The organism is Lysinibacillus sp. CTST325 (assembly GCF_054665055.1).
On the sequence record NZ_BAAFHO010000001.1, the window covers coordinates 393021 to 406785 of the forward strand.

16 protein-coding genes are annotated in these 13765 nt (G+C 38.6%); 5 read left to right on the forward strand and 11 right to left on the reverse strand.

The features are described 5' to 3' along the window. Positions 1-4 precede the first annotated feature (4 nt). Genes sigF through spoIIAA form a run of 3 tightly spaced genes read right to left on the reverse strand, consistent with a single transcriptional unit; the run spans position 5 to position 1593 of the window. A complete protein-coding gene (gene sigF / locus ACYQ73_RS02000; protein WP_053483127.1) occupies positions 5-796 on the reverse strand; it encodes an RNA polymerase sporulation sigma factor SigF in 792 nt (263 codons plus the stop codon). 10 nt (positions 797-806) lie between these two features. Continuing rightward, positions 807-1247 (reverse strand): anti-sigma F factor, encoded by a 441-nt coding sequence (gene spoIIAB / locus ACYQ73_RS02005; RefSeq protein WP_460010917.1) that lies wholly within the window; start codon positions 1245-1247, stop codon positions 807-809. Continuing rightward, positions 1240-1593 carry an anti-sigma F factor antagonist gene (gene spoIIAA, locus ACYQ73_RS02010; RefSeq protein ID WP_460010918.1) on the reverse strand — a complete coding sequence of 118 codons (354 nt, stop codon included), beginning with the start codon at positions 1591-1593 and terminating at the stop codon, positions 1240-1242. Before spoIIAA ends, spoIIAB begins: the two co-directional genes overlap by 8 nt. A gap of 186 nt (positions 1594-1779) precedes the next feature. On the opposite strand from spoIIAA, the gene ACYQ73_RS02015 reads away from it, so the two are divergent. Together ACYQ73_RS02015 and ACYQ73_RS02020 are read left to right on the forward strand one after the other, a co-directional pair. Further along, positions 1780-2100 (forward strand): hypothetical protein, encoded by a 321-nt coding sequence (locus ACYQ73_RS02015; protein WP_460010919.1) that lies wholly within the window; start codon positions 1780-1782, stop codon positions 2098-2100. Continuing rightward, entirely contained in the window at positions 2097-2348 is a 252-nt protein-coding gene (locus ACYQ73_RS02020; protein ID WP_460010920.1) for a hypothetical protein, read from the forward strand. The genes ACYQ73_RS02015 and ACYQ73_RS02020 overlap by 4 nt, the downstream gene beginning before the upstream one ends. A 382-nt stretch (positions 2349-2730) precedes the next feature. Here the strand turns inward: ACYQ73_RS02020 and ACYQ73_RS02025 are convergent, their stop codons facing one another. The 5 genes from ACYQ73_RS02025 to ACYQ73_RS02045 form a co-directional block, all read right to left on the reverse strand. Next, positions 2731-3981 (reverse strand): thymidine phosphorylase, encoded by a 1251-nt coding sequence (locus tag ACYQ73_RS02025; RefSeq protein ID WP_460010921.1) that lies wholly within the window; start codon positions 3979-3981, stop codon positions 2731-2733. A 14-nt stretch (positions 3982-3995) separates the two neighbouring features. Continuing rightward, positions 3996-5177, reverse strand: coding sequence for a phosphopentomutase (gene deoB, locus ACYQ73_RS02030; RefSeq protein ID WP_460010922.1), 1182 nt, complete (start codon positions 5175-5177; stop codon positions 3996-3998). Between the two features lie 85 nt (positions 5178-5262). Then, entirely contained in the window at positions 5263-6165 is a 903-nt protein-coding gene (xerD, locus tag ACYQ73_RS02035) for a site-specific tyrosine recombinase XerD (RefSeq protein WP_460010923.1), read from the reverse strand. Positions 6166-6272: 107 nt separating this feature from the next. Beyond that, positions 6273-7874, reverse strand: a complete 1602-nt coding sequence (locus ACYQ73_RS02040) for a hypothetical protein (RefSeq protein WP_460010924.1) — start codon at positions 7872-7874, stop codon at positions 6273-6275. Continuing rightward, on the reverse strand, positions 7871-8347 hold the full coding sequence (locus ACYQ73_RS02045; RefSeq protein ID WP_460010925.1) for a zinc ribbon domain-containing protein: 477 nt from the start codon (positions 8345-8347) through the stop codon (positions 7871-7873). The genes ACYQ73_RS02040 and ACYQ73_RS02045 overlap by 4 nt, the downstream gene beginning before the upstream one ends. Before the next feature lie 87 nt (positions 8348-8434). On the opposite strand from ACYQ73_RS02045, the gene ACYQ73_RS02050 reads away from it, so the two are divergent. Then, positions 8435-9919: a TcaA 3rd/4th domain-containing protein gene (locus ACYQ73_RS02050; protein WP_460010926.1), complete on the forward strand. Its 1485-nt coding sequence runs from the start codon at positions 8435-8437 to the stop codon at positions 9917-9919. A 70-nt stretch (positions 9920-9989) separates the two neighbouring features. Here ACYQ73_RS02050 and fur read toward each other — a convergent pair whose 3' ends face one another. The 3 genes from fur to ACYQ73_RS02065 all read right to left on the reverse strand — a co-directional run bounded on the left by fur (position 9990) and on the right by ACYQ73_RS02065 (position 12246). Then, the gene (gene fur, locus ACYQ73_RS02055) at positions 9990-10454 is read right to left on the reverse strand and encodes a ferric iron uptake transcriptional regulator (RefSeq protein ID WP_132363163.1); all 465 of its coding nucleotides are present in this window, start codon (positions 10452-10454) and stop codon (positions 9990-9992) included. A 670-nt stretch (positions 10455-11124) separates the two neighbouring features. After that, positions 11125-11637: a hypothetical protein gene (locus tag ACYQ73_RS02060; protein WP_460010927.1), complete on the reverse strand. Its 513-nt coding sequence runs from the start codon at positions 11635-11637 to the stop codon at positions 11125-11127. Positions 11638-11709: 72 nt separating this feature from the next. Then, positions 11710-12246, reverse strand: coding sequence for an NUDIX domain-containing protein (locus ACYQ73_RS02065; RefSeq protein WP_460010928.1), 537 nt, complete (start codon positions 12244-12246; stop codon positions 11710-11712). A 76-nt stretch (positions 12247-12322) separates the two neighbouring features. Between ACYQ73_RS02065 and ACYQ73_RS02070 the strand changes: the two genes are divergently transcribed. Continuing rightward, entirely contained in the window at positions 12323-13222 is a 900-nt protein-coding gene (locus tag ACYQ73_RS02070) for an aldo/keto reductase (RefSeq protein ID WP_460010929.1), read from the forward strand. Beyond that, complete coding sequence (locus ACYQ73_RS02075) at positions 13219-13689, forward strand: VanZ family protein (protein WP_460010930.1); 471 nt, start codon at positions 13219-13221, stop codon at positions 13687-13689. Before ACYQ73_RS02070 ends, ACYQ73_RS02075 begins: the two co-directional genes overlap by 4 nt. Positions 13690-13765 lie beyond the last annotated feature (76 nt).

Consider the following 13765-nt stretch of genomic DNA (forward strand, 5'->3'; position numbering starts at 1 on the left):
TTTCTTAAATGTCTTTTTTTACTTCTTCCTCTTCAACTGTGGCACTTGTGGCCATCCAATTTTTTAATTGGGCAAGAATTTTTTTCTCTAATCGTGATACCTGAACTTGTGATATGCCCAACCTGTTAGCAATTTCAGTTTGGGTACAATCTGAGAAATATCGTAAATAAATAATCGATTGTTCTCTAGGCTCAAGTCTTGTGAGCACCTCTTTTAGTGGTATATAGTCAAATGGCTGCTCAGATTTTTCGTCCTTCATCTGATCCATTAATGTAATAGAATCCCCTTCGCTCTCATACAATTGTTCATGCAAGGAAGCAGGATCTCTTAATGCATCAGAAGCTGTTACAATTTCCTCAGAGGTGACACCAAGAACTTGTGCTAACTCATGAATGGTTGGTGGATGCTCATTTTTTTTAATGAATTCATCAGTTGCATGACGAATTTTAAAATTAAGCTCACGAATAGATCGGCTAACCTTCACCATACCATCATCTCTTAAAAAGCGCTGAATTTCTCCGATGATCATTGGTACAGCATATGTCGAAAATTTAACATCATACGTTAGATCGAATTTATCCACAGACTTCATGAGCCCTATGCAGCCAATCTGAAATAAATCCTCGAGCTCCACGCCCCTGCTTGTAAAACGTTGGACGATAGACCACACAAGCCTCGTATTCCCTTCAATCATTCGTTTACGAGCCTCATGATCGCCCTGCTGTGCACGTGCAATTAAATCTCGCATTTCTCCCTGTGACAATAGCTTATCGGACGACTGTTCTAGCGGCTTCAAAATCGCATCCTCACATTACCGGTGTGCGAACCGAGTAAAATTTCTTCGTAAACGTGACAGTTGTACCTTCTTGCCACTTGGACATTACTGTCAACTGATCTGAAAAACTATCCATAATGGTAAAGCCCATACCTGAACGTTCCATCGCACCTTTCGTCGTAAATAACGGCTCCATCGCTTGGCTTACATCCTCAATACCAATACCTTTATCCATAACAGACACTGTTACAATATCATCCTCACGTTTTGCATGAACTGTAACAACACCCTTACCATTCTCTTCATAACCGTGAATAATGGCATTAGAAACTGCCTCTGAGACAACCGTTTTAAATTCGGATAGCTCATCAATTGTTGGATCTAATTGTGCGATAAAACCTGTCACAGCTACTCGCGCTAAGGCTTCATTTTCACTAATTGCTAAAAAAGTTAATGTCATTTCGTTATCCATTTACAATCCCCCTAACTCGATCAATCGCTTCTTCTTCAGTTGCATCCATCATCCACGGCCCTAAACCTGAAAATTGAAACACTTTTCGCATTGTCGGCGATGGATTCAATAAAATTGTTCGTCCAGCGACTGCCTCTAATTCACGCATTCGACCAAGCACTAAACCTACACCTGAACTATCCATAAAGGAAAGCCCCTCTAAATTCCAAATGATGGTCGATACAGCGCCTTGAAAAATTGCTGTAGAAATTTTAGCTCGAATTTGCTCTACTGCATGATGATCGAGCTCCCCAAATAAACGTACAACTACTGTCTCTCTTGTTACCATCTCTAATTGAAAATGCATGAACATCGCCTCCTCCTCGTGCAATTCCACATTCTATGTGGTGATTCCTTGCGGCTGACAGAACTAGTGCAAAGTCTTCCGAAATAGTGTCAAATCGACATACTTATAGCTTTTTTGGTTAAATGCAGTATGGGATAAATCAACATTTTTTAAACGTGGCGGGCATTTTTCACAAAAATTATTATTATGTTAAATGCACTTTATTTTTTCTGTTCTCAGCAAGTTGCAAGAACCTTTTCACAGTCTATCCATCTGTTTGATGATTCTATCCGTCGCTTTGACACTTCTTTCCGTCGCTCTGGCTCTTCTTTCCGTCGCCTGACTTCCTTCCGTCGCTCTGACTCTTCCTTCCGTCGCTTCGCCCTTTCTTTCCGTCGCTCAGACTCTTCTTTCCGCCGCCCTGACTTCCTTCCGTCGCTCAGACTCTTCCTTCCTTCACTCCGGCTCTTCTTTCCGTCGCTTCGAGCCATCCTTCCGTCACTTTGCCAGTTCTATCCACGATTTTGACTGTTCTATCCACGACTTTGACGATTCTATCCGTTGCTCCGACTCTCCTTTCCGCCGCCCTGACTTCCTTCCGTCGCTTCGACTCTTCTTTCCGTCGCTCAGACTCTTCCTTCCGTCGCTTCGCCCATTCTTTCCGTCGCTCTGACTTCTTTCCGTCGCTTCGACTCTTCTTTCCATCGCTCAGACTCTTCCTTCCGTCGCTTCGCCCTTTCTTTCCGTCGCTCAGACTCTTCTTTCCGCCGCCCTGACTTCCTTCCGTCGCTTCGACTCTTCTTTCCGTCGCTTCGCCCTTTCTTTCCGTCGCTCTGACTTCTTTCCGTCGCTTCGACCATTCTTTCCGTCACTTCGACTCTTCTTTCCGTCGCTTAGACTCTTCCTTCCGTCGCTTCGACTCTTCTTTCCGTCGCTCTGACTCTTCCTTCCGTCACTTCGACTCTACTTTCCGTCGCTCAGACTCTTCCTTCCGTCGCTTCGCCCTTTCTTTCCGTCACTCCGACTCTTCTTTCCGCCGCCCTGACTTCCTTCCACCGCTTAACCTCTTCCTTCCGCCACTTAACCCCTTCACCTTTCCATAGAGAACAAAAAAAGCGAGAACCCTCTTTGTTAAAGAGAGTTCTCGCTTCGTATTATTTATGCAATTGTATAAGCTTTCAGTACTTTTTCGATTGTTTCCTCATCGATTTGACTATTCGAATATAAATAAGCAATCGTTTCGCCAGCACGAACATGGTCGCCTTTTTTGGCAATCAATTGAATACCAGCATCATAATCAAGCTCAGATTCCTTAGTTAATCGACCTGCGCCAAGGCCAACGCTAGCTTCCCCGATTAATAAAGCATTAATCGTCCCTACAGTGCCTTCAGTAGGTGCTTTGATAGCTACTTTATTTGCTGTGTCTTTTTGCACGATATCCGCTAAATCGCCACCCTGTGCTACGATAAATTCTTCAAATTTTGAAGCTGCTGAACCATCCTCTAATACTCGTTTAACAGCAGCTGTTGCTTCAGTCTCATTGACACCTGCTGCAACTTGGTACATAAGCGAAGAAATAATAATACATTCCTCAAGCAGATCCTCATGCGTTTCGTCCATACGTCCACTTAATAAAGCAAATGCTTCTACTACTTCAAGCTTATTACCAATCATTTTACCTAGTGGATTATCCATATCACTAATATGCGCAACTACTTTACGACCTAGTTTTTCACCGATTGCAGTCATCGTATCAGCTAAAACCTGCGCTTCTTCTTCTGTTTTCATAAATGCGCCTGAGCCACATTTAACATCAAGTACAATGCCGTCTGCACCACTTGCTATTTTCTTACTCATGATAGACGCGGCAATAAGTGGAATGGAATCGACAGTACCCGTCACATCTCGCAATGCATATAATTTTTTATCAGCTGGTACAAGATTACCTGTTTGACCAGCCACTGCAATTTTATGTTTATTGACATTGTCGATAAATTCTTGTGATGAAAGCTCTGTTTTAACGCCACGAATTGATTCTAATTTATCGATTGTACCACCTGTAATGCCTAGACCCTTACCACTAAATTTCGCCACTGGGATATTTAGTGCAGCAATAATTGGCGTAACAATTAGTGTAACTTTATCACCTACACCGCCTGTCGAGTGTTTATCAATTTTAAAACCTTCGATAGAAGATAAATTAATAACATCTCCAGATTCTATCATTGCTTTTGTTAAATAAAATGTTTCATCATATGTCATACCCAATAATCTGATTGCCATTAGTAGGGAGCTTGCTTGATAATCAGGAATTGAACCCGTAGTGTAACCCTCTACAAAATACTGAATTTCGGCCTGTGTTAGCTCCTTGCCTTGCTTTTTCTTTTCAAATAGCTGTGCCATATTCATATCGAAAATCCCCCTTACTTCAGATTAGTTAAGAAGCTTTTACCAAACTCTGGTGCTTCTACTTTGAAGTTTTCAGCAACTGTTGCTGCAATATCTGCGAAAGTTTCACGAAGCGCTAGCTCGCTACCACCATTAAAGCGTGGTGAATAGACAATTAACGGTACATATTCACGTGTATGATCTGTCCCTGGGAATGTTGGATCATTACCGTGGTCTGCCGTAATGATTAGTAAATCATCTTCTGTCATTGCCTCGGTAATTTCTGGTAAACGCGCATCAAATTCTTGTAATGCGTTACCATAACCTAGTGGGTCACGACGATGTCCAAAATTCGCATCAAAGTCCACTAAGTTTAAGAAGCTTATACCATGGAAATCACGACGTACTACCTCTGCAAACTTATCCATACCATCCATATTGTTTTTCGTACGAACTGCATCAGTGACACCTTCACCGTTAAAGATATCAGAAATTTTCCCGATTGCTATAACATCTAAACCTGCATCCTTTAAGACATTCATCGTTGTGCGACCAAATGGCTTTAACGCATAGTCATGACGATTAGATGTACGTTCGAAGTTTCCTGGTGTACCGACAAATGGACGAGCAATAACACGGCCAACTAAATATTCGGGTTGTAATGTTAACTCACGAGCAATTTCACAAATTTTATATAATTCCTCTAGTGGAATAATTTCTTCATGTGCAGCAATTTGCAAAACAGGGTCAGCAGATGTATAAACAATAATCGCTCCTGTCTCCATATGCTCCTTGCCGAAGTCCTCGATTACTTGTGTTCCGCTTGCTGGTTCATTGCAAAGGACTTTGCGGCCTGTACGTTTTTCTAGCTCTGCAATAAGTTCAGCAGGGAATCCCTTTGGGTACACTTTAAACGGTTTATCGATATTTAATCCCATGATTTCCCAATGACCTGTCATCGTATCTTTACCAACAGATGCCTCTTGCATTTTTCCGTAATATGCTTTTGGTTTGTCGGTAGCTTGCATACCTTGTAACGGTTCAATGTTTGCTAAGCCGAAAGACTCCATATGTGGCATTGTAAGCCCATTCATTTTTTCAGCGATATGTCCTAATGTATGTGAACCTACATCTCCAAAATTCGCTGCGTCTGGAGCTTCACCAATTCCAACTGAGTCCAATACAGCTACGTGGATTTTTTTAAATGGTTTATTCATAATTTTGCCTCCTAATCTCATGTTTCTATTTTACCAAAAAACAGCGAAAAATAAAGGTCAGACCTCCGACTGATGAATTTCTCACTTAAGCGCGTGGATGAAATTGCTTATAAACCTCTGATAGTCGGGATTTACTAATATGTGTATAAATTTGTGTCGTGGAAATATCGGCATGTCCAAGCATCTCTTGCACTGCTCGTAAATCCGCACCATTCTCTACTAAATGTGTTGCAAAAGAATGACGTAATGTATGTGGCGTTAATTCATGTTGGATGCCTGCTTTTAAAGCGTGCTCCTTCATTAATTTCCAACAACCTTGCCTTGTTAAACGTTTTCCTCTTTGATTGATAAAAAAAGCTTCTGTTTTTGGAGATTTCCCTTGTAATTGACTTCGTGCGCTATCTAAATAAGTACTTAATGCGGAAAGAGCGCTTTTTCCAAGGGGAATGATACGCTCCTTGCCTCCCTTACCAAAAACGCGTACGAAGCCCATTGTTAAGTGAATATCTGCTAAATCCAATGCAATCAGCTCACTAATGCGCATCCCTGACCCATATAATAGCTCTAACATTGCCACATCGCGAATGCCTTGTGGTTTGCTGCGATTTGGTGTCGCTAATAAAGCTTCTATTTCTTCAATAGAGAGGACATTTGGTAGCTTTTGCTCAATGGCCGGCATTTCTAAATGGACAGTTGGATCTGTTTCTGCTCGCTTTTCTCGGAGTAAAAATTGGTGGAAACTGCGAATGGAGGAAATATGACGAGCAACAGTACGACTTGTCTTTCCTTGCATACGCAACTGCTCTAAATGACGCAAAATGGTCGTCCTTTCCACTTTACGAAAATCAGACATGCCCTCCACTTCCCGCAAAAAATTCACGTAATTTTCTAAGTCTCGGCGATAGGATGCTAATGTATTATCAGATAATTGCCGTTCTACTTGGATAAAATGGATATAATCCTCTATTGCATATTGAAATTCATTCATCACAGCGCCCCCCTAACAATCTATTTATCCTCCATTTTAGCATGTTCAATATTCTCTACACAAAAAAACCTCCCTTCACTTCACACAACATAAGGGAGGCCGTTTATTTATTTTTTCAATTGATACTGTCGTAAAAAACCACCAGCGGCAAAACTTGCAGAAGAGACGATAAAAACAAGTAAAACCGTTGCAATCATTTCAAATGCAAATGAAAACTGAACCGTTTTATCGGTGGTAGCTACAAAATCGAGCTGAATATTCACAAAATAAATAAGCATCATCTGTAGCGCTGTAAATATGCCTGCAAAAATCAAACATTCTTTCCAATTCATGCGATGGACAATATACAATATATAGCCTGCTGCACTAATCAATACGATCGTAACTAGTACTAAAATAAATGATGGCAATAACGAATAGTTTCCCTCTTCAAATAAACTATAAAAATAAGAATTGTATATTTCAGATTTCTCATTACCAAAAATGCTGTAAGTTATGCTCTCTGTTAAACCATCTGTTGATATACGCATTTGTTGCTTTGAAAAAAACGTACATATCCAATTCCAAGTACCCATATAAATACTACTAAAAATTGAAACAGTTCCAACTAACCCCTCTGGCAATTCTGATTCAAAAACCTTTTTACCCAAACTAAAATAAACGTTTAAGAAATTAATAAGTAACCCAATACACGTAATTGCTACAGAAAACATAGCATATTGCACATATTTTACTTGATAGCTCAACTTTTCAAAAATAGATTTATTAAAATAAGTTAAAATTGCAGTAAACCCAAATATGACAATTGATAAGATAGTCGCTGAAAGAATCATATCCAAAGTTGAATAATTCAATGAAACGTCAATCATAAAGAGCCCTTTAGTTTCTACTTCACCAATCCTAGTACTGAAATTTGACATAATAGAAACAACTGACATCACAATAACATAGACAATTGTTGAATAAACAATTCCTTGGTATAAAGGCCAATTATGTTTCCTTGCTAGAATACCGTATAGTACACCACCTATTGCTAAAGCAATAAAAGGAATGAACAATAGACCAAATAACACATTGTCCATAGATATATCCAATGAATTTTGATCATAAACTGCACCTAACATTACATGCCCTTCCGCTTTAACATTATGAAGCACTGTCACTAAGCGTGGTAGCGAGAGTACTTTAGGTATACTTAGTCTGACACCAAACTCCTTATATATCATATCCTCAAACTCTGAAGGGTCATCAATAATTGCTTTAATGATGGCTGATTCTTCTCGACCTTGATCAACCGTTGCTACATCTAAAATGCTACTTTTCACAAAGAAAGTAAACAAAAATAATAATAAAATGGACACAACAATAGGAACAAAGAATAGTGGGTTATTTTTAAAGAAATTCACTTTTTCTTTTGACAAAGTCTTTAATTCTTGACCTTTCATATTCCCCATGTTTGGTACGTTAACATTTTTTAATGTATTGCTTATTACTTTATTTAATGTTGCTTTCTGCTCAACTTTATTAATTGTTAACGAGCCACATTGACTACAAAACGAGCCTGATTCTTCGTTTTTCGTCCCACAAGATAAGCAAAAATCATTCGTTGCATATGTATATTTAAGCGGCTCTTGTTCAATAATTCCATCCGTTTTAGGACAATATGTAAAATATTTAGGGTGTTGCTCATTACAATGCCTACAAATCATTCTATTTCCCCCTGCTTCATACCACAGCATGGGCAAAATAGAGCAGTCTCATGTATTTCTTCAGAACAGCTTCCACATGACTTATACACTATATTTGGATCTACATAAGTAGGATTCAATGTACCGCAATTCCCGCAGAATTTTGCATTCTCTACAAGTTGTTGTAAGCATTTTGAACACTGTTGTGATGCTGCATTCATAAGTGTTATCTGCTTACCATATCTGTATATCAAGCGATCTTGCGATGCAATTTCCAAGGAAATTTCTGTTAATTCATTAGGATCTAGTGTCTTGTTTAACAGCTGCAAATGAACCAGTTCTCCTAATTTAACTATCAGTTCCATTCGCTTATCTTTCACCATTTTTAAACCATTTTTTAAATCCTTCAGCTCCATCGTACTTATATCTTTCATATCAATCATGGTCACACTTCCCTTACTATTTCTACCTCTATTTACCATAATAATATCCATTAATTCGCAAATATTCAATAAGTTATTCTTTATTCTATTATTTTACGTGGTATATTTATATTATATTTACAAAAAAGGAGTTTTATAATGCGTCAATGTCAGAATTGTGGAAAGCAAGCACTTTCGGATGAGAAATTTTGCTTAGAATGTGGTACTAAACTCTCAGCTATTCATTCGGAAGAAACGGATGTTGTGAAAAATATCCAAAAAGAAGATGAAGAACACAAAAATCAACACAACTACTTCCCTAAAAAATCCCCAGATAAAGTACCGATGAGCACAACAAAAAAGGTTATTATTGGTAGTGTTTTGGCTATATTAGCACTGCTAATTGGTGGACATTTTATAATTAAAAGTCAGTTAGACCCCCAAAAACAGTTAGCTAATCTGAACAAATATTTTGTAGATGAAGATTATGAAAAATTCGCCCAATCATTCAGATTTCCTGATGAAACAATCATTGATAGCAAAGCATTTTTCAACTATATGAAGAGTCAAGATTGGACTAAAAATATTAATCCTGAGTTAGAAGAAAAGTTGAATGAATTTATGAAAAAAGGATATTCAGCGCCTATAACAAATAAGGATGATTCAAAACTAATAACAATAAGAGAAAATAGTTTCTTAATATTCTATAAAAAATATACATTCGATATTCAACCAATTGAATTAAGTGTTAATACTGTTAGTCCTGTTAAGCTCGACACGAAATTCAAATTAGGAGAATTGGCATCTACCGAACTATCTGATGAAGTAAAAAATATCGGTAAGTTTGCCCCTGGTATTTACACTTATAATTTATCATTACAAGATGAATATTTTCAAAATGAAATCAAAGGTGAGCTAACCCTTTCCAATACAGAAGATAACAAAAAGATCCTTTCAATAGATCTTGCTGATTATCAAATACATCTTACATCTGATATTGAAGATGCAATTGTATTTATCAACGGAAAAAGTACTGGAAAGAAAGCACAAGATGTTAAACTTTTTGCGGCAAAGCTAGATGATTCTGTTAAAGTATATGCTGTTAAAAAAGGGCAAGATGGACAAGAAGAAAAATCCGACATTATTACACTGAATAATAAGCAAAATCACCTTCAATTTGCCTCAATACAGGCTAAACAAAAAGCTGATGAAGAAAAAAAAGCAAATCAATTAGCAACGCAAACATTCTTATCTGAATATGAAGACTCGGCTCGTTCTCTCTTCCATGATTTCCGCAATAACTACAAGTACGCTTTAGAAAATGCTGATTTTAGTTATGTTCAGGATTATTTTTTAGAGGGTACACAAGTACGTAAAGATTACAGTAAATTCGTAACCGACCATAACACATTCAGTTACTATTCCTATGATTTCAAATCTAATATGATTGACAAGATATATGCTACTGATCCATCCACAATCATTCTTGATTCAACAGAAGTTTTCGATTTTTATCAAACAGAAGATGGTACTTGGTCATACCAGCGCGAAAAACGTTACACAATGAAATTATCAAATAATACGTTACGTATTACAGATATCCAAGACCGTTCAAAAGTTATTAAAAATAAAATTTCGGATTAAATAAAACAACGAAATTTTGCTAATAAAAAAAGATGTCCCAAAAAGTCATAAAACTTTTTGGAACATCTTTTTACTTTTCTTCTGATACCTCGTCGTTTTTATCATGACAGCGCCAGCAAATGCCGTGGAAAGTTAGTCGGTGATCCTTTATGATAAAGTTCCAACGTTTTTCAACAACGGCTTCCACATCTTCAAGTAAATCCTCTTGAATTTCATCAACCGCACCACATTCGATACAAACAAGATGATGGTGGAAATGCGCAGCGCCCTCTTGGCGTAGATCATAGCGCGAAACGCCATCGCCAAAGTTGATTTTGTCGACAATTTTGAGCTCAGTTAGTAACTCTAACGTTCTATAGACAGTAGCAAGACCAATTTCTGGTGCCTTTTCTTTTACTAAAAGGTAAACGTCTTCTGCACTTAGGTGGTCTTCCTCGTGCTCAAGCAGTACAGCAACTGTTGCTTCTCGCTGCGGCGTCAGCTTATAACTAGCACTATGCAACTGTTTTTTTATACGATCAATTCGGCTTTCCATGTGACGCCCCCCTAAACTCTTTCCATTATACCAAAGGAGTAAATCCTATTACAAGATAGTGAGTAGATTTCGAATATGCTTTTGTATGTTTTTACCTGATAATCAATTATGCCTCGGCATAATTGCGTCCGGAATCGGCTTTGTGCTTAGGCCTGCAGATGTTTTTTGCGCGAAAGCATAGCGACAGCAACACAGCACCGATGCAGGTCAGTTAGCCGCTATCGCATGGATGCGATGATTTTAGGCTAACATCCTATATGAAGTCCTTTCCGATTTCCGTGACATCCGCCGAAGGCTTTAGGCCAACACGAAGTTGGTCACTCAGTCGTATGTTGCTGTCGCTTCGCTTTCGCACAGATAAATTGCCACAGGACGTGGCGTTCTTAAACTGAGTTCCTCTATTTCACCGGATGTTTGCACACCCGCTGAAACCACCTATAGAGGTGGAAGACTTCTGTAGCTGACGCTTTGCTTTCGCTACAAAAGACACTTGCTGAAAGAAGCTAAATGTTCATAGCTCATCACCATAACATGTGGTTGATTTCCATTCCGACTAGGCGCTTTCCTGGGGGCGTCCAGTCTTCACTCCAATCAACTTATATAAAAGGTATACGTTTTAACAAATGCCATCCACAACCTTTGGTGATGAGCCATTTTCATGTTGTATTCATCAATTTAATACATAAGAAATAACAATAAACTCAGCCACTATTATGATGAAAAATGCGATAAAATTCAACAAAATTGTCCGACCATGTATCATTTTCCCGATTTTTCTCTTTGACCAAGACGGTACAAGTAAATTGCATAGGTTTAGCAACAATATACAATAGATGAGCTGAAATGGAAACCACCAAATCGTATAAACCCAGAAAGCTTCAAGCTTTTGTAATAAAAAAACCGAGCTAAAGCCAAAAAAGGTTGCACGTATCGCCACTGTTACACGTACTAGAACCTTCAGGACACTATGCGTTGCAAGCAATAGTACAAGTGCTATTGAAACAATAACAGGTAACACTAAACGAAATAGAGAATGCCTGTCCCCATTTGTTAATCGAGGCTCTATAAATGAAATAAAAGGCTCTGCATTCGGCCCACCAATAATATGAAATAAGATAACGCCACAAACGAAACTCACAGCAATGATGGAAGCGTGATAAAATATAGACACCGTACGAGACATAAACATGCTCCTTTTCTATCAAGGTTTGTACAGCTTATGCTCGTCCGCTTCTATTATGCTAAAGATATTTTCTTATTGTGCCGCAAGCCAAAGTACGGCAAACGCTGTCTTGGCGTCAAATATACGCTCATCTGCAACCATTTGCCCCGCTTCTTCCAACGAAACTTCTAATAATTCGACAAATTCATCCTCATCTAGGTCTGCCTTATTTTCAATTTTATACAATTCCTTTGCCACAAATAGATGGATGATCTCATCTGCGAAGCCTGGGGATGTTGCAAACGCTTGTAAATAAGTTAAGCTTTGTGCACCGTAACCTGTTTCTTCCTCTAATTCTCGGCGCGCGGTCACAATCGGCTCCTCACCAGGTTCAAGCTTACCAGCTGGAATTTCAATAATTGAACGCTCTAAAGCTTTTCGATATTGCTCCACTAATACTAATTTGCCTTCATCGGTAACAGCTATAACTGCGACAGCGCCTGGATGCTTAATAATCTCCCTTTTTGCAACATTACCATTCGGTAAAGTGACATCATCAACCTGTAGTTTCACAATTTTCCCGTCATAAATGGGTGTAGTCTTTGTCGTTTTTTCCTCAAACTTTTTCATTGACTATAACCTCGCTTGTTCTTCAGATATGTTCATTGTACCATTACAAGTAGAGAAATCGAAGGAGGGCATTGGCATGAAAAAAAGACAGCTTGGCTCAAGTGAATTGTTTATTTCAGAAATTAGTTTAGGGGGCATGTCTCTTTCGACAAATAAGAAAAAGGCTGCTGAAATCGTCGATATGGCACTAGATGCTGGCATTAATTACATCGATACAGCCGATTTATATGATTTTGGATCAAATGAAGAAATTATTGGCGCTATTTTAGGAAAGCGTCGTCAGGATGTTATAGTCGCTACGAAAGTTGGTAATCGATGGACAGAAGGTGTAGAAGGTTGGCATTGGGATGCATCTTCGTCTTATATAAAGGAAGCTCTACACGCTAGCTTAAAACGACTAGGAACTGACTATATTGATGTTTATCAGTTACATGGTGGGACGATTGAGGACGATTGGGATGGTATTATCGACACTTTTGAAGAGTTGAAAAAGGATGGCTTGATTCGAGAATATGGCATTTCTTCTATTCGACCAAATGTACTAAAGCGTTTTTTACCTGCAAGCTCTGCAAAAAGTGTCATGATGCAGTACAGTGCTTTAGATCGTCGACCAGAAGAATGGCTCGACTTTATCGCAAGTGAAGGGGCTTCCGTTGTAACGCGTGGCACTGTTGCAAAAGGTTTACTAACAAATAGCTGGAAAGAACGTTTACAGCATGTCAATGGCTTTAACACTTATACAGCGGATGAATTAACAGCAGTACTATCAGGCTTATCTTCACATTATGACGATTTACATGCACTTGCAATCGCCTTTAATCTAAAGGAACCTACTATAGCTTCAACAGTGATTGGTGCAAGCTCACAGGAACAGCTGGCGCAAACACTCGCTGCCTATGAAAAAATGGATTCAATAACAGATTGTAAAGCAGTAAAAGAGCTAACAAAAGCCGAACAATATATGGAGCACCGATGAAAAAATGGCTTATCTTAATAGTTTTTTTAATAGTACTTGCGATCTCCTCTAGTATGACCTATGAACAACAGTCTATTATTCCTGAATTGGAGCAAGTATTAGCAAATAAACCGTTTGAAAAGCAATTATCTATGTTAAAAATTCCTTATTGGGACACAGTTGTTTCTGTGGAAGAACGTGGTTACTTTAAGTTTGTAGAGTTTTTAGTTCGGAAATTAACACATTTTGTTGGATTCGGCTGCATCGCACTTGGTATTTTCTTTGCATGGGGAAAACGTCGGTTCGCCGCAGGTGTCGCTATTGTTGGGACAGCTCTTATAGCCACGCTTGATGAATTTCGTCAAAGCTTTACACCAGGACGCATGATGAGCGTACAGGATGTTATTTTGGATACAGCTGGAGCGATTGTTTTTGTTGGGATTGTCGTGTTGGTGAGGAAAATGTTTAAAAGACAAAGGGCGCTTTAAAAAGAGGTAAAGTAATGCACTTAATAGATCAGTATCCTATATACAACGTGCAACATTATAATACGTTATTTTGAAG